This window comes from Micromonospora sp. NPDC005206 (assembly GCF_040608175.1).
Classification (GTDB): domain Bacteria; phylum Actinomycetota; class Actinomycetes; order Mycobacteriales; family Micromonosporaceae; genus Micromonospora.
Map to the genome: position 1 here is coordinate 75,877 of NZ_JBEXHU010000016.1, position 25,092 is coordinate 100,968.

Annotated in this window: 19 protein-coding genes and 1 pseudogene; 7 read left to right on the forward strand and 13 right to left on the reverse strand. The window is 71.9% G+C overall.

The features are described from left to right. The first annotated feature begins 23 nt into the window (after positions 1-23). Together ABZU69_RS24380 and ABZU69_RS24385 are read left to right on the forward strand one after the other, a co-directional pair. Positions 24-1,517, forward strand: coding sequence for an MFS transporter (locus ABZU69_RS24380; RefSeq protein ID WP_354966651.1), 1,494 nt, complete (start codon positions 24-26; stop codon positions 1,515-1,517). Positions 1,518-1,627: 110 nt separating this feature from the next. After that, complete coding sequence (locus tag ABZU69_RS24385; RefSeq protein ID WP_354966652.1) at positions 1,628-2,419, forward strand: maleylpyruvate isomerase family mycothiol-dependent enzyme; 792 nt, start codon at positions 1,628-1,630, stop codon at positions 2,417-2,419. Between the two features lie 523 nt (positions 2,420-2,942). On the opposite strand, the pseudogene ABZU69_RS24390 reads toward ABZU69_RS24385, so the two are convergent. The 3 genes and pseudogenes from ABZU69_RS24390 to ABZU69_RS24400 form a co-directional block, all read right to left on the reverse strand. Continuing rightward, a pseudogene (locus tag ABZU69_RS24390) lies at positions 2,943-3,062 on the reverse strand (LAGLIDADG family homing endonuclease); the annotation flags it as partial. A gap of 24 nt (positions 3,063-3,086) precedes the next feature. Beyond that, on the reverse strand, positions 3,087-3,362 hold the full coding sequence (locus ABZU69_RS24395; protein ID WP_354966653.1) for a hypothetical protein: 276 nt from the start codon (positions 3,360-3,362) through the stop codon (positions 3,087-3,089). Positions 3,363-3,488: 126 nt separating this feature from the next. Then, positions 3,489-5,489, reverse strand: coding sequence for a translation factor GTPase family protein (locus ABZU69_RS24400; protein WP_354966654.1), 2,001 nt, complete (start codon positions 5,487-5,489; stop codon positions 3,489-3,491). 280 nt (positions 5,490-5,769) lie between these two features. Here ABZU69_RS24400 and ABZU69_RS24405 point away from each other — a divergent pair, with 280 nt between their 5' ends. Then, positions 5,770-6,729, forward strand: coding sequence for a YafY family protein (locus ABZU69_RS24405; RefSeq protein WP_354966655.1), 960 nt, complete (start codon positions 5,770-5,772; stop codon positions 6,727-6,729). Positions 6,730-6,753: 24 nt separating this feature from the next. Here ABZU69_RS24405 and ABZU69_RS24410 read toward each other — a convergent pair whose 3' ends face one another. Next, positions 6,754-8,061 carry an RICIN domain-containing protein gene (locus ABZU69_RS24410; RefSeq protein ID WP_354966656.1) on the reverse strand — a complete coding sequence of 436 codons (1,308 nt, stop codon included), beginning with the start codon at positions 8,059-8,061 and terminating at the stop codon, positions 6,754-6,756. A 170-nt stretch (positions 8,062-8,231) separates the two neighbouring features. Between ABZU69_RS24410 and ABZU69_RS24415 the strand changes: the two genes are divergently transcribed. Further along, entirely contained in the window at positions 8,232-9,419 is a 1,188-nt protein-coding gene (locus tag ABZU69_RS24415; protein ID WP_354966657.1) for a spore photoproduct lyase family protein, read from the forward strand. A gap of 12 nt (positions 9,420-9,431) precedes the next feature. Here ABZU69_RS24415 and ABZU69_RS24420 read toward each other — a convergent pair whose 3' ends face one another. From ABZU69_RS24420 to ABZU69_RS24445, 6 genes are all read right to left on the reverse strand, one after another. Further along, positions 9,432-10,283, reverse strand: coding sequence for a M15 family metallopeptidase (locus tag ABZU69_RS24420; protein ID WP_354966658.1), 852 nt, complete (start codon positions 10,281-10,283; stop codon positions 9,432-9,434). Positions 10,284-10,295: 12 nt separating this feature from the next. Beyond that, positions 10,296-11,327: an acetylxylan esterase gene (locus tag ABZU69_RS24425; protein WP_354966659.1), complete on the reverse strand. Its 1,032-nt coding sequence runs from the start codon at positions 11,325-11,327 to the stop codon at positions 10,296-10,298. 5 nt (positions 11,328-11,332) lie between these two features. Further along, positions 11,333-13,708 (reverse strand): glycoside hydrolase family 3 N-terminal domain-containing protein, encoded by a 2,376-nt coding sequence (locus tag ABZU69_RS24430; RefSeq protein WP_354966660.1) that lies wholly within the window; start codon positions 13,706-13,708, stop codon positions 11,333-11,335. Positions 13,709-13,805: 97 nt separating this feature from the next. Continuing rightward, on the reverse strand, positions 13,806-14,675 hold the full coding sequence (locus ABZU69_RS24435) for a carbohydrate ABC transporter permease (protein ID WP_354966755.1): 870 nt from the start codon (positions 14,673-14,675) through the stop codon (positions 13,806-13,808). After that, the gene (locus ABZU69_RS24440) at positions 14,672-15,670 is read right to left on the reverse strand and encodes a sugar ABC transporter permease (RefSeq protein ID WP_354966661.1); all 999 of its coding nucleotides are present in this window, start codon (positions 15,668-15,670) and stop codon (positions 14,672-14,674) included. Before ABZU69_RS24440 ends, ABZU69_RS24435 begins: the two co-directional genes overlap by 4 nt. Continuing rightward, the gene (locus ABZU69_RS24445; RefSeq protein WP_354966662.1) at positions 15,667-16,974 is read right to left on the reverse strand and encodes an extracellular solute-binding protein; all 1,308 of its coding nucleotides are present in this window, start codon (positions 16,972-16,974) and stop codon (positions 15,667-15,669) included. Before ABZU69_RS24445 ends, ABZU69_RS24440 begins: the two co-directional genes overlap by 4 nt. 139 nt (positions 16,975-17,113) lie before the next feature. Between ABZU69_RS24445 and ABZU69_RS24450 the strand changes: the two genes are divergently transcribed. Both ABZU69_RS24450 and ABZU69_RS24455 read left to right on the forward strand, forming a co-directional pair. After that, complete coding sequence (locus ABZU69_RS24450; RefSeq protein ID WP_354966663.1) at positions 17,114-18,169, forward strand: LacI family DNA-binding transcriptional regulator; 1,056 nt, start codon at positions 17,114-17,116, stop codon at positions 18,167-18,169. A gap of 231 nt (positions 18,170-18,400) precedes the next feature. Continuing rightward, complete coding sequence (locus ABZU69_RS24455) at positions 18,401-19,438, forward strand: LacI family DNA-binding transcriptional regulator (RefSeq protein ID WP_354966664.1); 1,038 nt, start codon at positions 18,401-18,403, stop codon at positions 19,436-19,438. Between the two features lie 177 nt (positions 19,439-19,615). Here ABZU69_RS24455 and ABZU69_RS24460 read toward each other — a convergent pair whose 3' ends face one another. The 3 genes from ABZU69_RS24460 to ABZU69_RS24470 form a co-directional block, all read right to left on the reverse strand. After that, positions 19,616-20,449 (reverse strand): peptidylprolyl isomerase, encoded by an 834-nt coding sequence (locus ABZU69_RS24460; RefSeq protein WP_354966665.1) that lies wholly within the window; start codon positions 20,447-20,449, stop codon positions 19,616-19,618. A 69-nt stretch (positions 20,450-20,518) separates the two neighbouring features. Then, positions 20,519-21,730: a D-alanyl-D-alanine carboxypeptidase gene (locus ABZU69_RS24465; RefSeq protein ID WP_354966666.1), complete on the reverse strand. Its 1,212-nt coding sequence runs from the start codon at positions 21,728-21,730 to the stop codon at positions 20,519-20,521. 10 nt (positions 21,731-21,740) lie between these two features. After that, positions 21,741-22,511: a MerR family transcriptional regulator gene (locus ABZU69_RS24470; RefSeq protein ID WP_354966667.1), complete on the reverse strand. Its 771-nt coding sequence runs from the start codon at positions 22,509-22,511 to the stop codon at positions 21,741-21,743. Positions 22,512-22,674: 163 nt separating this feature from the next. On the opposite strand from ABZU69_RS24470, the gene ABZU69_RS24475 reads away from it, so the two are divergent. Further along, positions 22,675-24,969, forward strand: a complete 2,295-nt coding sequence (locus tag ABZU69_RS24475) for an excinuclease ABC subunit UvrA (RefSeq protein ID WP_354966668.1) — start codon at positions 22,675-22,677, stop codon at positions 24,967-24,969. Positions 24,970-25,092: the final 123 nt, after the last annotated feature.

Here is a 25,092-nt window from a genome sequence, read left to right on the forward strand (position 1 = left end):
ACAGACACACGGAAGGCTTCACCATGCCCGGAACTACCTCGACCGCTCCCGGCGCGCCCGGCGCCGGGACGTCGACGAACGCGCCGCACCCGCGGCGCTGGATCGCGCTGGCGGTCATCGCGGTCTCACAGCTCATGGTGGTCCTGGACGCCACGATCGTGAACATCGCCCTCCCCCAGGCCCAGTCCGACCTGGGAATCACCGACGCGAACCGGCAGTGGGTGATCACCGCCTACACGCTGGCCTTCGGTGGCCTGCTGCTGCTCGGCGGCCGGATCGCCGACTACTGGGGCCGCAAGCGCACCTTCCTGGTCGGCATGACCGGCTTCGCGCTGGCCTCCGCGCTCGGCGGTCTGGCCACCACCGGCGGGATGCTCTTCGCCGCCCGCGCGTTGCAGGGCGCCTTCGGCGCGCTGCTCGCCCCGGCCGCGCTGGCGCTGCTCACCGTCCTGTTCACCGAGGCCACCGAGCGGGCCAAGGCGTTCGCCGTCTACGGCGCGATCGCCGGCGGCGGGTCCGCGGTCGGCCTGCTGCTCGGCGGGGTGCTCACCGAGTACGCCGACTGGCGCTGGTGCCTGCTGGTCAACATCCCGGTCGCCGCGGTCGCGATCGCCTTCGCCCTGCCGCTGGTGCCGGAGAGCCGGGCGCACGGCAACACCCGCTACGACGTCCCCGGCGCGGTCGTCGTCACCGCCGGTCTGGTCTCCCTGGTGTACGGCTTCACCAAGGCCGCCGAGGACGGTTGGGACGCCGCCGCGACGCTCGGTTTCATCGCCGCCGGTGTGGTGCTGCTCGCCGCCTTCGTGGTGATCGAACTGCGCTCCAACCACCCGCTGCTGCCGATGCGGATCATCCTGGACCGGAACCGGGGCGGGGCGTACCTCGCCTCGACGCTGATCGGCGCCGGCCTGTTCGGCGCGTTCCTCTTCCTGACCTTCTACTTCCAGGTGGTGCTGCAGTACAAGCCGCTGGAGGCCGGTCTCGCCTCGCTGCCGGTCACCGCCGGCGTGCTGATCGCGGCGGGTGGCGCCAGCCAGTTGATGCCACGGTTGGGCGCCAAGCCGCTGATGGTCGGCGGCGCCGTGCTCGCCGCCGTGGCCATGCTGCTGCTGACTCAGATCGACGTGGACACGTCGTTCCTCACCCACCTGCTGCCGGCCCAGGTCATCCTCGGCATGGGTCTCGGCTTCACCTTCGTGCCGCTGTCCAGTCTCGCCCTGGTCGGGGTGCCGGAGCACGATGCGGGCGCGGCCAGCGCGACGCTGAACGCCACCCAGCAGATCGGCGGCTCGTTGGGCACCGCATTGCTGAACACCATGTACACCAGCGCGGTCGCCACCTACCTGGTCTCGCACGTGCCGAGCCCGGCCAACCAGATCGAGGCGCTGGTGCACGGCTACAGCGTGGCGTTCGCCTGGGGCGCGGCCCTGATCGTGCTCGCCGGGCTGGCCACCCTGCTCCTGATCAAGGTGCGCAAGGAGGACATCCCGGCCGGTAACGCCGTGCACATGGGCTGAGCCGACCGACGCGTCCGCCGGCCGGTCCGCTCCCCACGCGGGCGTGGGCCGGCCGGCGGCCGCGTCCGGTAACGTCCCGACCACCGTCGAAAATCCCGTTGAGGAGACATATGTCCACGGCTGCCGATCAGATCATCAGCGCGCTGCGCGCGGGCCACGAGGAGCTCGCCGCGCTCGTCCGGGACCTCAAGGAGGACGACCTCCTTCTGCCGTCGGGGGCCAGTGAGTGGCAGGTGTCCCAGGTGCTCAGCCACCTGGGCAGCGGCGCGGAGATCAACCTCGCGACGCTGACCGCCGCCCGCACCGGCGCGCCCGGCCCGGATGGCGACTTCAACCGCGGCGTCTGGCAGCGCTGGGACGCGATGCCCCCGGCCGAGCACGCCGCCGGGTTCCTCGAGGCCAACCAGCGGCTCATCGAGACATACGAGGCGTTGGACGCCGAGAGCCGGGCCTCGCTGCGGATCGACCTCGGCTTCCTGCCGGACCCGGTCGACGTGGCCACCGCGGGCCGGTTCCGGCTCAGCGAGTTCGCGCTGCACCAGTGGGACGTCGAGGTCGCGTTCAACCCGTTCGCGGCGGTGACGCCGGGGGCGGTGCCGCTGCTGCTCGACCAGATCGGCGGCATGCTGGCGTGGACCAGCCGGCCGCAGGAGCTGGCCGGCCGGGAAACCGCCCTGCTGGTACGGCTGCACGAGCCCGAGCAGACGTACGGGCTGCGGCTGGGCGAGCACATCGAGCTGACCGACACGCCGGAGCAGCCGGACGGCGAGCTGACCGCCCCGGCCGAGGCGTGGCTGCGCCTGGCCACCGGGCGGCTCGGCCCCCAGCACACCCCGGACGGTGTGCGGGTGACCGGCCCGGTGAGCCTGGACGACCTGCGGCGGGTCTTCGCCGGCTTCTGATCCCTACCAAGGCGCCGGGTCCTCCACCATCAGCGGTCCCGACCCGGCGTGGGATACATCGAGCGCTCCGCAACGCAGCCGCTCGACCACCGCGCGGCCGGTGACGGCACCGTCCCGGCCGCGCGGCGCATCGATCACGTTTGCTCCTCAGAAACACCACTTGGCGAAGGTGCACGACCACCTTCGCGAGGATCCGAGGTTTACAACAGCCCTCGACCATACCGCTCACGGGAAGGGGCCTCCGTGAGGATGTTCCCTTCCAAGGCGAAGGAATGGCCTCCTTCCACGACGGCGCAGTAAACCTCTTCGATCGCTTGGGTCCTCCGGACCTCCCGCAGAGTCCATCCTCGCCGCTCGACAGCTTTTCGGTTTGCCGACCAACGTTTGCGATGCTCGTGCAGGAGAAAGAATTCTGGGCCGAGGTCCGCTCGAGAGATTCCCATGACATAGATCGCAGTGTCAACTGACCCGTACCCGCGACGCATCCGACTTCTGATGGGGGGAGAGTCCAAATTCCGATCGCGTCGCATGCAGTCTTGACAAACTCCAAGTTCTGCCGATCCGCAGACCAGATCGATGGCCGGCCCGTACTTCCGACATCGCCATCCGCGGCGAAATATCCGGCGAGCCACCCATAAATCACGTCCGCATTTCCCTCTATTGGCGGCTACTCCCGCTTCCATTCTCGCGGAAGCCCGCCCAACCTCCGGTAACGCTTCACCTCGCCACCGGCTAAACGCTCTTCGGTCACCTCGCGCGACGGTACATGGAGCTTCCGACTCGGAAGATCGGGGCGATACACGTAGTAGTAGGTGGCCAACCGGTCGACGTTGTCGAAGTAGGGGAGGACGGCGTCATCCTTGTCGCCATAGAAGGAAGCATGAGCAAAACCATCGCCGGAGATAGAGCCATCTCCGAAGACGAAGCCACGAGCAACTCCCATCCGCGATAACGCAACTCCTCGCAACGGCGGCGGAAACGCATAGTCGAGACGATCTCCAACCCTAAGACCTAACGTGGTTGGTGACCAGATTGATCGGGCGGCGCACCTCGACCAGGCCCGCGCCGGCTACCGGCCGCCGACGACCCGGCGGGCCACCGCCAGCAGGTACTCCTTGCGGTCCAGGGGGTTGTGGTCCCAGCGTGCTCGGGTGGGGGCCGGGCCCCGCCCCGGCCGGTACCGGTCGAATGCGGTTTCGAGCACGCCCTCGCCCCGGGTCAGCGACGGCAGGCGGCGCTCCAGCGCGTGCACCCGGCCCGCCGGGATGTCCCCCTCCACCAGGTACGACGTGCCCTGCCCGGTGGTGTCGGTCGGCACCGCGTCGAGCCGGGCGAGCGCCGGCAGCAGGGTGCCGAGGACGTCGCCCGGCACCTCCAGCCGGAACCGGTGCACCGGCTCGTGCACCCGGGTGCCGGCCCGGGTCAGCGCGGTCATCAGCACCAGCGGGGTGAGGTTGCGGAAGTCCCCGGCGGTGCTGGACATGCTCTTGTCGAAGGTGCCATGGGAGTGGCTCTGCCGGGCCCAGTAGCCGGCGTGGGTCATCGTCACCTCGCAGTCCGGGATCTGCCAGCCGTGCGGCCCCTGGCGCAGCGTCCGGTGCACGGTCTCCTCGACGGCGGCGAAGAACGCCGGTGGCATCGATCCCAGCTCGACGCCGAGCCGGAAACTCACGCCCGCGCCGACCGACGCCGGGGCCACCCGCAGCCCGACGGTGGCCAGGAACGGGTTGGGCGCCACGGCGATCACCTCGACCGCCTCGCCGACGCCGCTGACCCGCTCCACGTGCACCGTGCTGGTCTCCCTGAAGGTCACGGCGACCCCGAAGTCGTCGGCCAGGGTGGCCTGGATGACCTCCTTCTGCACCTCGCCGTAGAGCGAGACGCTGATCTCGTGCTGCCGGTCGTCCTGCCGGAGGTTGATCAGCGGATCCTGCTCGGCGAGCTGGCTCAGGGCGGCGTGCATCGTGACCCGGTCCGCGGCGCGGGCCGGGACCACGACGGTCTCCAGGGTGGGCGGCGCGAACTGGCGGTCCGCGCCGGCGCGCTTCGGGGGTACGCCGACCGGGTCACCGATCCGCGCCTGGGTGAGGCCCCACAGCCGGGCGATGTGGCCCGCGCCGACCGACGACGCCGCGATGTCGGCCCCGTCGGCGACGACGCGCACCCCGGTGACCAGCGAAGCGCCGGTCGCACCGACCCGGATCCGGTCCCGGACCCGGATGGTGCCGGTGAAGAGCCGGACCAGCGCGATCTTCTCCCCCGCCGGGCCGCGCTCGATGGCGAACACGGTGCCGGAGACCGGGGCCTCGGCGTCGCCCTGGGCCGTGGGCAGCAGTTCGGTGATCCCGGCGATCAGCGCGTCCACTCCGGCGCCGGTGATGGCCGAGCCGGCGAACACCGGCTGGACCAGCGACCGGCCGGTCCGGTCGGCCAGCGCCCGGCGCAGCCGGGGGTACGGCAGCGTCGCGGGGTCCGCCACCCAGTCGGCGAGCAACGCGTCGTCCTGACCGGCGAGCAGGTCGATCAGCCGGTCGGTGAAGCCGACGTCGGCCGGGCCGTACGACGTGCAGCGGGCGTCCCGGGTACCGGGCCCCGCGACCGACCCCATGGCCACCACGGACGGGGTCAGCTTCTCCGCGACGGCCCGCACCACCCGCTCGGGGTCCGCCCCCGCCCGGTCGACCTTGTTCACGAGGATGAGCGTGGGGATGCGCAGCCGGCGCAGCGTACGCATCAGCACCCGGGTCTGCGGCTGGACGCCCTCGACCGCGGAGATCACCAGCACCGCACCGTCGAGGACGCCGAGCACCCGCTCGACCTCGGCGATGAAATCCGGGTGACCGGGCGTGTCGATCAGGTTGACGGTCACGTCGTCCAGCACGAAGGAGACGACGGCCGAGCGGATGGTGATCCCGCGTTGCCGCTCCAGTGCCAGGGAGTCGGTGCGGGTGCTGCCCGCGTCGACGCTGCCGAGCCGGTCGGTCACGCCGACGGCGAACAGCAGTCGCTCGGTCAGGCTGGTCTTACCGGCATCGACGTGCGCCAGGATGCCGAGGTTGAGGGTCTTCACGAAGCGTCGTGTCCTTCAGGTAGGTGACAGGTCCCTTCTGGCCGGACATCGACGCAGCGCGCATTACTACTCCCTGAGATCGGTGGTCGTTTCAGGTAGCTCAACAGGCCGGCGTGCGGCGAGCAACCGATTAACCGGGGCATCCACCCACTCGTGGGCCCTATACCTGTGAGTCATGTTCATGACTCACAGGTATGGCGCTCGACCGGGTGCTGCCCGCCGGGCCCGACTGCCGCCTCGCGGGCGCGGGCCGGTGCTGGTCTCCGGCAGACTGCCCAGCATGGTGGAGACCTCCGTGCGACTGCTGCGGCTGCTCGCCCTCCTGCAGGGCCACCGTGACTGGTCCGGCGCGGAGCTGGCCGACCGGTTGGCGGTCACCGCCCGCACGGTGCGCGCCGACGTCGAACGGCTGCGGGTGCTCGGCTACCGGATCGAGTCCCGGCCCGGGGTCGCCGGCGGTTATCGGCTCGGCGCGGGGTCCGCCCTGCCGCCGCTGCTGCTCGACGACGACGAAGCGGTGGCGGTGGCCGTCGGCCTGCGGGCGGCGGCGTCCGGCTCGGTGCGCTGCATCGAGGAGACGTCGCTGCGGGCGTTGGCCAAGCTGGAGCAGTCGCTGCCGTCTCGGCTGCGGCACCGGGTGGACGCGTTGCGCACGGCCACGGTCTCCGCCGCGGCCGGTGGCCCGACCGTCGACGCCGAGACGCTCACCGCCGTCTCCACGGCCGTGCATCGCCGCGAGCGGCTGCGCTTCGACTACGCCGGGCACGACGGCACCACCACCGTGCGCGACGTCGAGCCGTACCGGCTGGTCTACACCGGCCGGCGCTGGTACCTGCTGGGCTGGGACACCGACCGGGCCGACTGGCGGACCTTCCGCGCCGACCGCATCCGGCCCCGGGTGCCGACCGGTCCGCGTTTCGCACCCCGCGAGCCGCCCGGTGGCGACGCGGTCGCGCACGTGCTGCGCGGCGTCGGCTCCACAGCCTGGCCGCACCCCGCCCGGGTACGCCTGCACGCGCCGGCCGACCGGATGGCGCAGCGGATCCCCTCCACGGCAGGCCTGCTCGAGGCGATCGACGAGCAGACCTGCCTGCTGCACACCGGCGGGGAGTCGCTGGCCAACCTGGCCGCCTTCCTCGGCACCCTGGAGGTGGACTTCGACGTGCTCGACCCACCGGAGCTGCGCGCCGTGCTGCGGGGCGTCGCCGCTCGATTCGGTCGCGCCGGTCAGGTGTCGTGACGACGGGAGGTTCCGGCGACGGGTCTACGGCTGCGGGACCAGCCGGAACGACTGCGCCGCGGTGCCGTTGCAGGTGTACTGGACGAGCTGGACGCTGTCGGCCGTGGACGCTCCCGGCACGTCGAGGCACTTGCCGCTGTTGCGGTTGACCAACCGGTAGTAGCCGCCGCCCTCCGGCTCGGCCCGCCACTGCTGGTTGTTTCCGCCGCTGTAGGACCAGAGCTGGATGGGCGCCGAGTTGGCGGTCGACACGTTGGTCACGTCGAGCACCTGGGCGCTGTTGTTGCGGTTGTTGATCCGCAGGTAGCCGCCGCTGGTCGGCGGGAACTGGTACTGCTGCGCGGTGCTGCCGTTGCAGGCGTACTGCTGGACGGCGGTGCCGTTCGCGCTGGCGGCGGCCCGTGCGTCGACACACTTGCCGCTGCCCCGGTTGACCACGGTGTGCCAGGCGGTCGGCGAGATGCCGTCGGTCGGCGGGGGCGTCGTCGGGGGGACGGTGCCGGCGCCGGCGAGCCAGTGCAGCCCGTCGATCAACAACCGGTTCTGCTGGGCGCTGTCGAAGGTGGACGACAGCCCGGTGTTGGTGCTGTAGTTCATGGCGTTGTGCCCGAAGTTCGCGTAGAGCATCTTGTACTGCCGGTTGCTCCAGACCAACGGGTAGTAGCCGCCGTACCAGGACTGGTTGGGGTCGGTGCCGACCGGGAAGCTGGACGGGTCGACCGAGGCGAGAATGTCGATGTTGGGGTTCTGCCGCAGGTCGTTGCTCCAGGAGTACCACTCGCTGATCGACGACGAGAACGTCGCCGGGAGGTTCCGGGTGGCGGCGTGGGTACGGTTGTCGGCGCGCAGGGTCACCCGGGTGGGTCCCCAGGTGTTCGTCTGGAACGAGCCGCTGCCGAGGAAGGTGTTGTAGTACCAACTCCAGCTCGACGGGTTCTGGGTGAACGCGCTGACGTGGAAGCCCAGCCACGCCCCGCCGTTGCGCATGTACTGCTCGAACGCGGGACGCTGTGCGGCGGGCGGCGCGTCGTCGAGGAACATGACGACCTGGTACTGGGCCAGGTTCGCGGTGTTCAGCAGGCCCCAGTTGGTGGTCGCCTCCCAGGAGAAGCCGTACTGGGCGGCCGCCTGTGGGAACCAGGCGCGGGCGTCCCGGACGAAGTCGATGTGCGCCGCGTCCCAGGTGCCGTTGTAGAAGGCCAGGACCTTGAACGTCGGAGCGGCCTGTGCGGCGCGCGAGGCGTTGACGGCGATGCCGGCGGTCACCGTGACGATCAGGGCGACCAGCAGCGAGATGATCCGTCTGGCACGGGTGGAGAGTTCTGCGATCACCTGATCGTCCCTTCGGTCGGTGGCCTGGGGACGCGCGCCGCCGCGTCGCTGGAAACCATTTGTTCACAAGGTTTACAGATAGACGAAAGGTTATTCGCTGGGCCCGGGTGGCGTCAATCGCGCGGCGGTGGATCGGGTGGGGTTCCTCCGGCAACGGGTACCCCGATCCGGTGACCAGCCCGGACGCGGTGAACGTCGACCAGCCGCTCGCCGCGGACGTGCCCGCCGCGCCGCACGACGCCAGCGGCGAGCGGGTGCCGACCCGCGACCTGACCGGGCTCGCGCCGGCGGCCCGGCCGGCGCGCCGCTGGACCCCGAACCGGGTGGTGGTCACCCCGGCCGCGCTGGAGCACCCGCACGGACAACGGATCACCGAGCGGGTGCGGGCGCTGGGCATCGAGGTGGAGCGGCTGCGGTCCAACCGGCTGAGCGGCGTACGCGGGCGCACCGACCGCGAGACGTACGCGCGAGCGAGGTCGACCATGGCGATCGTGGTGAGCCCGCCCTCGCGACGCGTCCTGCAACCCATCGCGCCCAGCGCCGACTGGCGCGTCGACTTGGCGGAGGGCTGCCCGGCGCACTGCCAGTACTGCTACCTCGCCGGGTCACTCTCCGGCCCACCGGTGACCCGCGTGTACGCCGACCTCGACGACATCCTGGCCGGGCTGGCCGCGTACGCCGGGAGCGGGACGGTGACCAGCCGCAACGCGCGGCGCGCCGACGAGGGCACCACCTTCGAGGCGTCCTGCTACACCGGTCCCCTCGCCCTGGAGCACCTGACCGGCAGTTGGCTCCGGGCGGTGCAGCACTTCGCGGGCTGGGACGCGCCGGTGCAACTGCGCTGGACCACCAAGTACGCCGACGTGGACAGCTTCGTCGGTCTGCCGCACGCCGGCCGGACCCGGGTCCGGTTCAGCGTCAACTGCGCCCCGGTCAGCGAGCGGTTCGAGGGCGGCACCGCCCGGCTGCCGGACCGGCTCGCCGCGCTGCGCCGGCTCGCTCTGGCGGGCTACCCGGTCGGGCTGACCATCGCGCCGATCATGCCGCTGCCGGACTGGCGGGAACGCTACGGCGAGCTGCTTAACCAGGTCGCCGCGGCGGTCGACGGGGTGCCCGAGCTGGACCTGACCGCCGAGCTGATCACCCACCGGTTCACGCCGGGCAGCAAGGAGGTGCTGCTCGGCTGGTACCCGCGGACCCGGCTGGAGATGGACGAGGAGTCGCGCAGCCGGAAACACGGCAAGTTCGGCGCGGTCAAGTACGTCTATCCACGGGACACGATGGGCGAGCTGCGCGGCTGGTTCGTCGCCGAACTGGCCGCGCGGGTGCCGGCGTGCCGGATCCTCTACTGGACGTGAGCCGCCCGGGCGTCAGCCGACCGAGGATCGGGCGACGGGCGCGGCGAAGTAGGTGTCCGGGTACGGCTCGTCGCGGAAACGGTAGTGCCACCATTCGCGGTCGTAGTTGACGAACCCGCCGTCGGTCATCAACCGCTGCAACAGTCGCCGGTTGTCCCGGGCCGTGCCGGTGATCCGGGGGTCGGCGGTGTGCGCCCGGGCGTCGAAGCAGTCGAAACCGGTGCCCATGTCGATGCTGTTGTCGGCGAAGCGCTGCCCGCGCGGCGCGGTGCAGGCGACCAGCGGCCGTCCGGGATCGTACGGGGGCTGGCTGGCGGCGGGCTCGTCGACCAGGGTCAGGTCCAGGGTGCTGCCCCGGCTGTGCGCGGTGGGCGCCCCGATGTAGCCGTCGGCGAAGAGGCGGCTCTTGGCCACGTCCGGATAGAACTCGGCCTTGGTCTGCTGCTCGCCGGGGCGCTTCGCCCAGGCCACGAAGTCGTCCACCGCAGGCTGCGGCCGGTAGCAGTCGTACACCTTGAGGCTGTGCCCACCGGCCAGCGCGGCGTTCTGGACCCGGCGCAGCGCCTCGGCGGCCTGGTGGGTGAGCAGGCACAGCGGCTCGGGGTAGCCGCTGATCGGCCGGCCGACGAAGTTGTGCGCGCCGGCGTACCGGATGTCGGCGTGGATGCGGGGGTCGAGGTCGGTCAGCACCACGAACCCCGGCAGCCGGGCGGCGGCGGACCGGGCAGGGCTCGACGGGACGGGGCTCGACGACGCCGGCACCGCGACCGTGGGCTCCGGGCGGGGCTCCGGCCGCGAGCAGCCGCCGAGCAGCGTGACGAGCGCCAGTACGACGGCGCCGCCCACCCGTCCTGACCTGCGCACCCGTCCTGTCTATCAGGCCCGGCCGGGGCTCCGCGCCGGATCAGCGTCCGGCCGCCGGCCGAGCGGGCCCTCGCCCTCGCCCTCGCCCAGGTGCTCGCCGAGGAAGCGCAGCGCCGCCTCGTCGTCGTCGATGCCGCCGGCCTCGTGGCCGTTGTACCGCCACACCGACAGCTCGGTCGGGCCGGCGTGGGCGTTGACGGCGGCGTAGACCGTCGACGGCGGCACGATGTCGTCCATCAACGCCACCGAGTAGCGCGCCGGCCGGCGGCAGCGCCGGGCGAAGTTCACCCCGTCGACGTACGCGAGGGTGGTCAGCACCCGCTCCTCGGCGTCCCGGTGGATCGCCAGGTAGTCGCGGATCTCCCGGTACGGGCGGGCGTCGGTGGCGACCACCGCACGCGGGATGTCACAGAGGAACGGCACGAAGGCCACCACCGCCCGCAGGCCGGGTGCCAGCGCTCCGGCCGCGAGCGCCAACCCGCCGCCCTGGCTGTGCCCGAGCACCGCCACGCGGGTCGGGTCGACCACCGGCAGGGTCCGGACGGCGTCCACCGCCCGGACCGCGTCGGTGATCAGCCGCCGGTAGTAGTACGTGCGCGGGTCGGCGATGCCCCGGGTGGCCACCCCGGGCGCCTCCGGGCCGGCGGCGCCTGGGTCCGGGGTGTCGCCCCGACTCCAGCCCGACCCCTGCCCCCGGGTGTCCATCTGCAGGTGCGCGAACCCGGCCGACGCCCAGAGCAGGTTCTCCAGCGGGTGCCCCCGCCCGCCGCCGTAACCGGCGTACTGGACCAGGGTCGGCAGCGCCGTGCCGGCCCCACGGGGCACCCGCAGCCAGGCCCGCACCGGCTGGCCGGCGAAGCCCGCGAAGGTCACGTCGAGCACGTCGATGCCGGCCAGCCCGCTCGCCACCGGCTCGGCCCGTACCGGCCAACCGGCGTCCCGGGCCTCCGCCAGGGTGCCGGCCCAGAACTGGTCGAAGTCCGCGGGCTCCCGCACCGCGCTGCGGTAGCCGCGCAGCTGCTCCTCGGGCAGGTCGGTGTACACGACGCTCAGACGGTCGGGTGGACGGTGAACAGCGGATGCATCCGTCGGGTGTGGTCCAGCTGCCGTGCCGGGCCGGTCAGCGCGACCGCCGCCACCAGCCGGGGTTGCGTGCTGGACGAGCCGAGGCGCAGCTCCAACGCCCCCGGCTCGATCACCCGTCGACCGTTCCGCCCGGTGAACGAGAACAGATCGGCCGGCACGCTCACCTGGATCCGGCAGCCCGCGCCGGCGTCCAGCGGCACCCGCAGGTAGCCGATCAACCGCTGCACCGGCTGCACCACCGAGGCCACCGGGTCGTGCGCGTAGAGCTGCACCACCTCGCTGCCCCACCGGTCGCCGCTGTTGCGCAGCGTGAAGGCCAGCCGCAGCTCGCCATCGGTCTCCGCCACCGCCTGTTCGACCGCCAGCTCCGACCAGTCGAACCGGGTGTAGCTGAGCCCGTGCCCGAACCCGTACGCCGGGGTGGGGTCCAGGTTGGAGACGTCGGTGGCATGCCCCAGCCGGGCGGCGAGGTAGGTGGTGGGCTGGCCGCCGGGGCTGCGGGGCACACTGACCGGCAGGCGCCCCTGCGGCTCGACCCGCCCGCTGAGCAGCCCGGCGATCGCCGTGGGCCCCTCCTCGCCGGGGAAGAAGGACTGCACGATGGCCGCCGCCTCGTCGACCGCCCGGCCCAGCGCGTACGGCCGGCCGGCGATCAGGGCGACCACCACCGGCGTGCCGGTGTCCAGCAGCGCGTCCAGCAGGTGCTGCTGCGCCCCCGGCAGGGCCAGCGACTCGGCGTCGCAGCCCTCGCCGCTGGTGCCCTGACCGAACAGCCCGGCCCGGTCACCGAGCGCCACGATCACCACATCGGCGCTCCGGGCCGCCTCGACGGCCGCGGCGACACCGCCGGTGTCCGGGTCGTCGATGCCCACGCCGACCTCGACGACCATCTCGCTCGCCGGGAACTCGCCGGCCAACGCCTGTGCCAGCGTCGGCAGCTCGATGCCGGCCGGCAGCTCCGGGTGGCGGGACCCGACGTGCACCGGGAACGAGTAGCAGCCCAGCGCCGCCGCCGGACTCCCGGCCTGTGGGCCGATCACCGCGATCCGCGCCGGCCCGGCGAGCGGCAGGGTGCCGTCGTTGCGCAGCAGCACGATGGCCTGCTCGGCCACCTCCCGGGCGAGCGCCCGGTTCGCCGGCGAGTCCAGGTCGACGGTGCCACGCACGGCGTCGGGGTCGGAGACGTCGACGCCGTCGAGCGCCGGCGGCACCGGGTTCCAGTCCGGGTCGAGGAGCCCGAGCTGCGCCTTCTGCAGCAGCACGCGGCGCACCGCCCGGTCCACCAGCGCCTCGGGCACCTGCCCGGCGGCGATCGCGTCCCGCAGCGGCTGACCGAACGTCTTCACCGTGGGCAGCTCGATGTCCACCCCGGCGGCGAGCGCGGCCCCGGCCGCCTCGCCCCAGCCGCCGGCCACGCCGTGCAGGGTGTGCAGGAAGGCGATGCCGAAGTAGTCGGCGACCACCGTGCCGGTGAACCCCCAGGTCTCCCGGAGCAGGCCGGTGAGAAGCTCCTCGTCGGCCGCCGACGGCATCCCGTCGGTGTCGGTGTAGGCGTGCATCACCGATCGCGCGCCGCTCTCGCGGACCGCCATCTCGAACGGCAGCAGCATCACGTCCGCCCGCTCCCGTGGGCCCATGCCGACCGGTGCGAGGTTGCGCCCGGCCCGGGAGGCGGAGTAGCCGACGAAGTGCTTCAGGGTGGCCACCACGCCCGCGGACTCCAGCCCCTGGATGTACGCGGTGGCAACCGTCCCCACCAGGTACGGGTCCTCGCCGACGGTCTCCTCGACCCGTCCCCAGCGAGCGTCGCGGACCACGTCGAGCACCGGCGCGAGCCCCTGGTGCACGCCGAGGCGGCGCATGTCGGAGCCGATCATGGCGGCCATCCGCCGGATCACGGTGGGGTCGAAGGTGGCTCCCCAGGACAGCGGCACCGGGTACGCGGTGGCGCCCCAGGTCGCGAAGCCGGCCAGGCATTCCTCATGGGCGAGCGCGGGGATGCCGAAGCGGTTGGCGGCGGTGATCCGTTGCTGGCTCCGCAGCAACGACAGCGCGCCGAGCGCCGGGTCGACCGGTGCGGTGCCGAACGGCCGGGTCAGCTGGCCGAGCCCGGTCTCCAGCAGCGCGTCGAGGTCGACCGCCTCCTCCATCTCGTGCTGGTAGGGAGCCACCTCACCGCCGTCGGCGGAGGCCCCGACCCACACGCCGTAGAGCTGCGAAATCTTCTCCGCCAGGGTCATGGCGGCGACCAGGGCGTCGACACGGGTGGTCAACGCCTGCGTCGGGTCGTTCCAGGTCGCGGTGCTTTGTTCGATGTCCAGCGTCACGTTGTCGGTCACTTTCCTCCGACGCCCATCGGCCCCCGTACGAGGGGCCGCCGGGCGAACAGGTAGACGGTTATGCGGTGTTTCGACTCTCTGCGCGTACCGGTGCCGCTCAGCCCTTCACCGCGCCCTGCAGGCCGCCGACGATCTGCTTCTCGGCGAAGGTGAAGAAGAGAAGTGCCGGCAGCATCGCCAGCGAGGTGAACGCGAGGATTCCGGCGGTGTCGGAGGTGTACTGGCTGGAGAAGTTCTGCACGCCCAGCGGCAGGGTGTGCAGGTCGGCGTCGCCGAGCACGAGCAGTGGCAGGAGGAAGGCGTTCCAGCTCGCCACGAACGCGAGAACCCCGACGGTGACCAGCGCGGGCCGGGACAGCGGCAGCATGACGCGCCAGAGGAAACCGAGCCGGCCCGCGCCGTCGATCGCTGCGGCGTCCTCCAACTCACGGGGTACGGCGGCCAGGAAGGGACGCAGGATCACGATCGTGAGCGGCAGCGAGAAGGCGATCTGCGGGAGCATCACCGCGTAGTAGGAGTTGATCAGGTTGAGGTCACGCAGCATCAGATAGAGCGGCAGGATCGCCGCCCCGGCCGGGAAGAGCAGACCGAGGGTGAAGAAGGTGTAGAGCGCCTCCCGGCCGCGGAAGCTGTAGCGGGCGAGCACGAACGCGGCGCAGACGCCGAGCAGCACGACGCCGAGCGTCGTACCCAGGGAGATCACCGCGCTGTTGAACGCCTGCTGCCAGAAGTCGCTCCGCGTCAGCACCCTGGCGTAGTTGTCCCACACCCAGGGATCGGGCAGCCCGGCCGGGTCCGCGATGATCTGCGGGGTGGTGCGGAAGCCGCCGACGATCACGTAGACCACCGGGGCGATGGAGACGGCGGCGATCGCGAGGGCCAGCCCGTAGGTCAGCGGATTGCCCCACGAGAACGGACGGCGGTGCGGCGACGAGGGGGACGTCAGCGCGTTCTCGGCCACGGTCAGTTCCTCCTTCCGGTGACGGCGCCCTCGATGTCGCGACGGAGGAGAAAGCGCTGGAACAGCAGCGCCGCGATGAACGAGATGACGAACAGGATCACGGCCACCGCGTTGCCGTAGCCCCAGAGCCGGGCGAAGAAGCCGTTGTCCACCATGTAGGTGGCCATCGTGGCCGAGGCTCCGAGCGACCGGACCGCGGGCACCGAGGTCACCCAGATCACGTCGAAGACCTGCAACGAGCCGATCATCGACAGGAACATCCAGATCCGGATCGTCGGGCCCAGCAGCGGGAGCGTGACGTGGCGCTGGGTCTGCCACCAGCTCGCGCCGTCGATCGCGGCGGCCTCGGTCAGCTCGGGCGGCACGTTCGACAGCCCGGCGAGCAGGAGAATGATCGCGAAGCCGACGTACTTCCAGGTGAGGACGACCAGCAGCGTCCAGATGACGATGTCGAGGTCGGCGAGCCACGCCTGCACCAGGCTGCCCAGACCGATCTGCCGCAGCAGCACGTCGATGGTTCCGCCGCCGGTGAGGATCAACTTCCACATGATGCCGACGGTGACTTCGGCGAGGACGTACGGCACGAACACCAGGAGCCGGAACACGGTGCGGCCGCGGAAGCGACGGTTGAGCAGCAGGGCCACGGCCAGGGCGATGGGGCCCTGGAGCAGCAGCGAGCCGAACACGATGATGGCGTTGTTGCGCAGCGCGTCCAGGAAGATCGGGTCCTGAAAGGCGAGGATGTAGTTGTTGATTCCGACGAACTCGGTGGGCGGCCCGACCCCGCGCCAGCGGAAGAGGCTGTAGTAGACCGCGAAGCCCATCGGCACCAGCACGAACATCACGTAGACGGCGACCGCCGGTGTGGTGAGCCCGATGATCTCGTACCACTTGCGTCTGGTCTCGGCAGCGCGGGACGACGGGCGTCGGGCGGCCGGGGGGCCCGCCGGCGGCGCGGACGCGCCGCCGGCGGGGCTGAGGGTCGGGTTGGTGGAGGTCACTTCTTCGCGGCCGCCTTCATCGCGTCGACGACCTTCTCCGGGGAGCCGTTGCCGGCGAAAATGGCGATGACCGCGTCGTTCATCGCGTTGCCGACGGTGCTGCCGAAGGCCGTGTCCAGCCAGAGCTGCACATACGTCGCACCGGAGGTGGCCTCCAGGATGGACTTCAGGGACGGGTCGGCCACGCCGGCCTCCGCACCCTTGGCTACGGGCAGGCCGGTGCCGGTCGCGGCGAAGCCCTTCTGCACCTCGGGGCTCACGATGTACTTGAGGAACTCGACGCACTCGGCCGGGGCGCTCTTGGCGCAGGCGAACCCGTCGCCGCCGCCGAGAGCCGCCTTCGGGTCACCGGCGGAGCCGGTGATCGCCGGTACGGGGAACCAGCCGAGGAACTTCGTGAGGGCTTGCGGGTCCTCCGCGACGGTCTCCAGGGTGCCCCTGTTCCAGTCGCCCATCAGCTCCATCGCGGCCTTGCCGTTGGCGACCAGCCCATTGGCGCTGGTCGGGTCGTTCTGGCCCGGCGTCGCGATGAAGTTCGGCTGGAACGGGTTGGTGCCGATGAAGGTCTTCAGGTCCTGGCCCGCCTTGACGAAGCACGGGTCGTCGAAGACCAGGTCGACGGACGCCTTCTTGAGCGTGTCGACCGAGCAGGCACGCAGCGCGAAGTTGTACCACCAGTGCGCGGCGGGCCACTTGTCACCGGCGCCCAACGCGATCGGGATGACCTTGATGGCCTTGAGCTTGGTGACCGCCTGGTTGAGCTCCTCGAAAGTGGTCGGAGGAGCGGTGATGCCCGCTTTCGCGAACATTTCCTTGTTGTACCAGATGCCCTCGATCCCCATCCGGTACGGCAGGCCGTACTGCTTGCCGTCCACCTGCCAGATCTCGGTCGCGCTGCCGATGTTGGCGACCTCGTCCTTGACCTGACCGGTGATGTCCTTGAGGTAGTCGGCCTCCACCTGCTCACGCATCTCGCCGCCACCCCACGCCTGGAAGATGTCCGGCGGGTCGCTGGTCAGCAGCGCGGCGGGGAGCCGGGTGCGCTGGAGTTGGTTGGTCTCGATCGCCTCGATCTGGATCGTGACGGTCGAGTGCAGTGCGGAGAAGTCCTTCGCGACCTTCTCCCAGTACGTCTTGCCAGGCCCGTCCTGGGAGGCGTTGTGCCACCAGGTCAGGGTCACCGGGTTCTTGTAGAGCTCGTTCTCGGCGGGTGCGTCGCTGTCGCCGCCGTTACACCCGGCGACGAGCAGTGCGGTGGTCATCAACAGCGCCAGGGTGGCGCCCGCGCGGTGCTTCATCGCCATCGACACGTCTCCTCGACTAGCAGTGGCGGTAATTAGGTGCGGCGAGTTTTGCAGTCCCCGCAACGGGGTGTCAACCGTTGTCGATAACGTTTTCGATTCCCTTGCGACGCCTCCCAGGTGGCCCTCTATCATCGTCGGCGTGACCTTCCCCGAGCGTGTCAAGATGTCGGACGTGGCCCGTACGGCCGGCGTCTCGGTGGCGACCGTGTCGAAGGTCGTCAACGGTCGCTACGGCGTGGCGCAGGCGACCGTGGAGCGCGTCCGGGAGGTCATCCACCAGCTCGGCTACGAGGCCAGCCTGGGAGCGCAGAGCCTGCGCAGCCACCGGACGAACGTCCTGGGCATCCTGGTCGCCGAGTTCGAGCCGTTCTCGACCGAGCTGCTCAAGGGCGCGTCGAAGGAGGTCGCCGGCACCGGCTACCAGCTGCTGGCCTACTCCGGCGGCGACGGCGACGGCACGGCCGTCGGCTGGGAGCGGCGCTCGCTGGCCCGCCTGTCCGGGACGCTCATCGACGGGGCCGTGATCGTCACGCCGACGGTGGTCGAGACCCAGCAGGGCTTCCATGTCGTGGCCGTCGACCCCCACACCGGCCCGTCGGGGCTGCCCACCGTCGACTCCGACAACTTCGCCGGCGCGGTGCTCGCGACCAACTACCTGCTGTCGCTCGGTCACCGCCGCATCGGCCACATCAGCGGTCGCCCCGACCTCGAGTCGGCGCGCCTTCGCGAGGCCGGCTTCCGCCGGGCCATGACCGACGCGGGCGTCGTGGTCGACGAACGACTCGTCCGCGTCGGCGGTTTCCGGGTCGAGAGCGCCGCCGCCACGGCCGCCGAACTGCTGGCACTGCCCGACCGGCCGACCGCCGTCTTCGCCGGCAACGACCTCTCCGCGATCTCCACGATGGACGTCGCCCGGTCCATGGGCCTGACGGTGCCCGATGACCTGTCCGTGATCGGCTTCGACAACATCCCTGAGTCGGCGCTGGTCACCCCGCAGCTCACCACGATCGCGCAACCCCTGCAGCGCATGGGCGCCGAGGCGATGCGGCTGCTCATGGACCTCGTCGGCGGCATCGAACGCGACCCGCACGTCCGGCTGCCGACCGAACTGGTCGTCCGGTCCTCCTGCGCCCCGTGCACGCCCTCCCCCGGGCCCGATCGGCCGCCGTCGGCCGCCGGTACGGCGAGCGGCTGAGCGGCTGAGCGGCGAGGTCACGGGTGCCGCGCCGGGCCCGGCGACGCGCCGGCCCGTGCCGACCAGCCGGACTTCCGGGATTTCTCCGCAACTTCCCGGCACACGGCGGCGATGCGCCCTGTCGCCAGCCCCCGGTCCGTGCGGCAAGATGACCGATGGGACGGGCACGCTGCTCCTGGGCATCCCGGCGTCGGCGTCCGGCCCGCCCCCGAAAGAACAAAGGAGACGCGGGTGGACGCGGACGACGGACGCAGGGTCACCATCAGCGCCATCGCGCGAGAGGCCGGAGTCTCGGTGCCGACCGTGTCCCGGGTGCTCAACGGCCGCTCGGACGTGGCCCCCGGCACCCGGGAACGGGTCGAGGAGTTGCTGCGCCACCACGGCTACCGGCGTCGCGCCAGCCGCACGGTCCAGCGCGCCGGCCTGGTCGACCTGGTCTTCAACGACCTGGACAGCCCCTGGGCCGTGGAGATCATCCGCGGGGTCGAGGACGTCGGGCACGCCGCCGGCGTGGGCACCGTGGTCTCCGCGATACACCGACAGTCCACCGCCGCCCGGCAGTGGCTGCAGAACCTGCGCGCCCGGGCCACCGACGGCGTCATCTTCGTGACCTCGCACGTCAGCCCGCCGCTCTACGCCCAGTTGCGGCGGCTCAACGTGCCCGTGGTGGTGGTCGACCCGGCCGGCGTGCCCGCCACCGACGTGCCCACCATAGGAGCCACCAACTGGGCCGGCGGGCTCGCCGCGACCGAGCACCTGCTCTCGCTCGGGCACCGGCGGATCGGGTTCGTGGCCGGGCCGACGCACCTGCTGTGCAGCCGAGCCCGGCTGGACGGCTACCGGGCCGGGCTGGAGGCCGTGGGCCTGCCGCTGGAGGAACACCTGCTCCGACCCGGCGACTTCTACCACGCGTCCGGCTTCGCCGCCGGGTCCTCGCTGCTGGACCTCGACGAGCCGCCGACGGCGATTTTCGCGGCGAGCGACCAGATGGCGTTCGGCGTCTACGAGGCGATCCGGCAACGGGGCCTGCTGGTCCCGGGCGACGTCAGCGTGGTCGGCTTCGACGACCTGCCCGAGGCGCGGTGGGCGTCACCGCCGCTGACCACTGTGCGGCAACCGCTGGTCGAGATGGGTCGGCTGGCCGCGCGGACCGTCCTGCGGCTCGCCCAGGGCGAGGCCATCGACTCCCCCCGGGTGGAACTCGCCACCGAGTTGGTCGTCCGGGACAGCACCGCCGCCCCGCCGACCGGGTCACCCGGCCGGTCGTGACGGTCGGAATCGTGTCGGACACCGGTTTCGCCGGTTCCGGTTCGGCTCCCGAAAGTTCCGGTTTCCGGCGACTGTTTGCGGGCCAGCGACGGCGAACTGCCGACGGGTACCCCCGGCGGTTCGGGCACGACACGCTGGCGCGGTGAGCGACCCGGGGCCGCCCACCGCGCCGAACGGTCAGTGGTGGTGGTGCGAGCGGACGGCCCGGCGGATGTCCACCGGCAGCGCCGGTGCGCCGTCGACCGGCGCCGGGTCCTCGGCGGTCGGCGCCACTCCCCCGGCGGCGATCCGGTCGAGGGTGGCCATCCCGGCCGCGTCCACCTCGCCGAAGATCGTGTAGTTGGGGCGCAGCGCGGAGTTGGCGTAGACCAGGAAGAACTGGCTGCCGTTGGTGTCCGGCCCGGCATTGGCCATGGCCAGCACGCCTCGTTCGTAGACCCGGCGTTCCCCGGTCGGGTCGGTGGGCGCGGGCGGCAGGTCGGTCGGCAGTTCGTCGCGGTACCGGTAACCCGGACCGCCCTCGCCGGTGCCGGACGGGTCACCGCACTGCAGCACACTCAGCGTGGGGTACGCGGTGAGCCGATGGCACGACGTGCGGTCGTAGAAGCGCTTGCGAACCAGGTGCAGGAAGCTCTGCACCGTGCACGGTGCGGCCTCCCGGTCCAGGGTCAACCCGATCGGCCCGTGGTTCGTGGAGAGGGTGACCCGGACGGTGCCCCGGTCCGGCGTACGCCGCGGGTCGGGCGGCAGGGGCACCGGCCGGGCAGCCGGCTCGTCGGGCGTCTCGGCGTACGCGCACGGCCCGTGCGTCGTGCGCGGTGGGCGGGTGGCGGCATCGGCGGCGGACGCGGTCACCGCGTCCGCCGTCGCGCGCGGCGCGGCGACGGCGGTGGCGGACGCGCCGGCGACGAGCGCGCCGGCGAGCACCGTCACCCCCGCGAGGCGGTTCAGTACGCGCACCGGCCGGCGGGGTGCCGCCACGCCGGACCGCGGTTCGAGTTCACTCGACAAGGGATCCTCCTGGACTCGTGGTGCCAGAAAGACCGGAGTCTATGGATGTCGGGGCCGGTTGTCGATCCGTCAGGGCAGCCGGCGACGGCGGCGCCACAGCAGCCCGCCCAGCAGCAGCACGCCCGCGCCGCCCAGCGCCGTAACCGACCAGAGCCACCCCGACCCGGAGCGCACCGGACCGCTGGCCGCCGCCGGCCGGGGCGCGCCGGGCGCGGCCAACTCAGACGGCGCGGCCGACGGCGTCGCCATCAGCTCGCCCGGCTCGACCAGCCGGCCGACGGCGGCGTCGCGGGGCAGCGTGAAGCCCCAGTCCATCAGGGCCGCGCCCTGCTCCCAGCCGCGCATCGGCGCCGGCTCGGCGCCCAGCAGGGTCACCACCAGCCGCCGCCCGTCACGCTGCGCCGCCCCGACATAGGTGTGCCGGGCCAGATCGGTGAAGCCCGTCTTGCCGCCGAGCGCACCCGGGTACCGGTAGATGAGCTGGTTCTCGTTCTGGATCTGGAAACCCTTGGTGCGCTGCTTCGGCTGGGCCGGGATCTGCGTCTGCTCGGTGAGCGCGTACCGGCGGAAGGTCGGCTCGGCGAAGCAGGCCCGGGCGATCAGCGCCAGGTCGTACGCACTGGTGAACTGCCCCTTGCCGTCCAGCCCGGAGGGGGTGACCGCGTGCGTCTGGAGCGCGCCGAGCCGGTGCGCCTGCTCGTTCATGGCGCGTACCCCGCCGACCGCGCCGTCCGCCCCGCCGCCCAGCCGGGCCAGCACGTTCGCCGCCTCGTTGCCCGAGTTGAGCAGCAGCCCCAGCCAGACCGTCTCGACGCTGTACCGGCCCCCTTCGACCAGACCGACGGCGGAGGATCCGGGCTCGATGTCCATGTCCGCCGCGGTGACGGTGACCGTCTGCTTCGGATCCAGCCGGGGCAGCATCGTGGCCGCCAGCAGCAGCTTCTGCACGCTGGCCGGGGTGCCGTACTCGTGCGGTCCGCAGCCACCGAGCACCTGGCCGGTGTCCAGGTCGGCGACCAGCCACGAGGTGGCGGTGACCGCCGGTGGCGCGCCGACGCCGGCCGGCACGACCAGGCCGCTGGTGTCCAGCCCGGCGCCGCCGACCACCCGCTGCTCGGGCACGGCGGGCGGGGGCGAGGGCCGGGGCGGCCGGGACACCGCAGGGGCCGGCACCGTGGGGCACCGCACGGCCGTCGCGGTGGGGGCGCCCGTGGCGGCGGTGACCGGCGCCGGAGCGAGCAGGACGGCGGACGCCGTGACCGCCAGCAGCGCAGCTCTCATAGGCCCGACCCTAGCCAACAAGATCGCTCGGTGGGTCCGGTTGGCCTGCCGACCATCTGGCCGCGCCACGATCGCTCAGGTAGTCGTGCAGCGCGGCACTCCCCCGAAGCCGACGCAGGCTGCGGGCGTGCAGCTCCTGCTCACGGCGGCCCAGCTCGGCGCGGACCCGCTGCGCACTGCCGGTGGTGCGCAGCTCGCCCAGCACCGCCTCAATGATCTCGAACGGGTAGGCGCCCCGGCGCAGCAGCGCCACGACCTGCGCGGCCCGCAGCTCGGCCTCGTCGTACACCCGGTACTTCGTGCCCGGCGTGCGGCCCGGCCGGAGCAGGCCGCGCTCCTCCCACAGCCGTAGCTGCGAGGTGCGGACCCCGACCAGGGCAGCGACCTCGCCGATGCGGGCGCCACGGCGTGGCGCCGGTCGGACCGCCGGCGGGCTGCCCAGCACCGTCTCGAAGGCGCCGAGCACCCGGCGGATCTCGGCGCGCTCCCGGTCCAGTTCGGCATGGCCGCCGTCGAGCGCCGCCAGGGCCGCCGGCAGGTCACCCCGGTGCACCGCCGCCATGATCTCCCGGGTACGGCTCCAGCCATGTCCCTCGGCCAGCCGCCGCGCCACGGTCAGCGCCCGGGCGTGCTCGGGCGTGAAGATCCGATAGCCGCTCGCGGTGCGCCGCACCGGCGGCAGCACGCCCACCTCGACGTAGTTGCGCACCTGCTGCACCGAGATCCCGACGGTCGCAGCCAGGTCCACGGCACGCAGGCGGTCCTTCGGCGCGCTGTCCACGCCGGCCACCGTACCGGTTGTCACGTGATTTGAGACTTTGCAGGGCGTTCCGCCGCGCCTCCCGGCTGAATCTCGGCAGAAGCCTCTATGAGGTTGTGAATGAGACAATGTAATCCGTCAGCCCGGCGGGGCCTTCCCTGCCACGATCTCGTGAAGGGTTCGCATGTCGCAGCCAGCATGGTCCGTCGCCGACGGCCACGACATCATCGAGGTACGCGGAGCGCGGGAGAACAACCTCGCCAGCGTCTCGGTCGACATCCCCAAGCGCCGGTTGACCGTCTTCACCGGTGTCTCCGGCTCGGGCAAGTCGTCGCTCGTCTTCGGCACCATCGCCGCCGAGTCCCAGCGCCTGATCAACGAGACCTACAGCGCCTTCCTCCAGTCGTTCATGCCCAACCTCAACCGGCCGGACGTCGACTCGCTGCGCAACCTCGGCGCCGCCATCGTGGTCGACCAGGAGCGGATGGGGGTCAACTCCCGCTCCACCGTGGGCACCGCCACCGACGCGTACGCGATGCTGCGGATCGTCTTCAGCCGGCTCGGCCAACCGTCCGTGGGCGGCGCGGGCGCGTTCAGCTTCAACCTGGCCGAGGGGATGTGCCCGACCTGCGAGGGGCTGGGCCGGGTCTCCGACCTCGACGTGAACGAGCTGGTGGACGTCGAGCGCTCACTCAACGGCGGCGCGATCACGGTGCCGAACTTCGCGGTCGACTCCTGGTACTGGCAGACCATCGTCTCCTCCGGCCTGTTCGACCCGGACGCCAAGCTCCAGGACTACACCCCCGAGCAGTGGCAGGACCTGCTCTACAAGCCGGCCACGAAAATCAAGATGGGCAGCAACAACTGGACGTACGAGGGTCTGGCGGTCAAGGTCAAGCGGCTCTACCTCGCCAAGGACCGCGAGTCGATGCAGGGGCACATCCGGGCCTTCGTCGACCGGGCGGTCACCTTCACCACCTGCGCGGCCTGCGGCGGCACCCGGCTCAACGCGGCGGCCCTGTCCTCGCGGATCGCCGGCCGCAACATCGCGGACTGCTCGGCCATGCAGATCAGCGACCTGGCCGAGTTCGTCCGGGCCGTCGACGACCCGGCGGTGGCGCCGCTGATCGCCAACCTGCGGGACCTGCTGGATTCGCTGGTCGAGATCGGGCTGGGCTACCTCAGCCTGGACCGGGAGTCGGCCACCCTTTCCGGCGGTGAGGCGCAGCGGGTGAAGATGGTCCGCCACCTCGGCTCCAGCCTCTCCGACGTCACGTACGTCTTCGACGAACCGACCGTCGGCCTGCACCCGCACGACATCGCCCGCATGAACGACCTGCTGCTGCGACTGCGGGACAAGGGCAACACGGTGCTGGTCGTGGAGCACAAGCCGGAGACCATCGCCATCGCCGACCACGTCGTCGACCTCGGCCCCGGCGCCGGCGCCGACGGTGGGCGGATCTGCTTCACCGGCGACGTCCCCGGCCTGCGCCGCTCCGCCACGCTCACCGGACGGCACCTGGACCACCGGGTGACCCTGCGCGACGAGGTACGCCCACCGGCCGGGCAGCTCGCCATCCGCCACGCCGACCTGCACAACCTGCGCGACGTGGACGTGGACATCCCGCTCGGAGTCCTCACCGTCATCACCGGCGTGGCGGGCTCCGGCAAGAGCTCACTGATCCACGGGTCGTTGCGCGGCCGGACCGGGGTGGTGATCGTGGACCAGTCCCCGATCCGCGGGTCGCGACGCAGCAACCCGGCCACCTACAGCGGGCTGCTCGACCCGATCCGCGCCGCCTTCGCCAAGGCCAACGGGGTCAAGGCGGCGCTGTTCAGCGCCAACTCCGAGGGTGCCTGCCCGGCCTGCAAAGGGATCGGGCTGATCTACACGGACCTGGCGATGATGGCCGGCGTGGCGAGCGTCTGCGAGCGGTGCGAGGGCCGGCGGTTCACCGACGAGGTGCTCACGTACACGCTGCGCGGCAAGAACATCAGCGAGGTGCTGGCCATGTCGGTCACCGAGGCGCACGCGTTCTTTCCCAGCGGGCCGGCGCACCTCATCCTCGGCCGGCTTGTGGACGTCGGGCTGGGCTACCTCAGCCTCGGCCAGCCGCTGACCACCCTCTCCGGCGGGGAGCGGCAGCGGCTCAAGCTCGCCATCCACCTTGCGGAGAAGACCAGCACGTACGTGCTGGACGAGCCGACTACCGGCCTGCACCTGGCCGACGTGGACCAACTGCTGGCCCTGCTGGATCGGATGGTCGACGCCGGCAACACGGTGATCGTCATCGAGCACCACCAGGCGGTCATGGCGCACGCGGACTGGCTCATCGACCTGGGACCGGGCGCCGGGCACGACGGCGGACGCATCGTCTTCACCGGCACGCCCGCCGAACTGGTCGCCCGGGGCGACACGCTCACCGCCGACCACCTACGCGAGTACGTCACTGAGCCGGCGGTGATCGCCCAGGGATAGGTGCACGTGCCACCTCCGGCGGCGCCAGCGTTGGTCGGGTGGGCGCGTGGCGGCTAGCGCTCGGGGCCGGTGGGCGCGTGGCCGGTGGGCGCGTGGCGGCTGGCGCTCGGGGCCGGTGGGCGC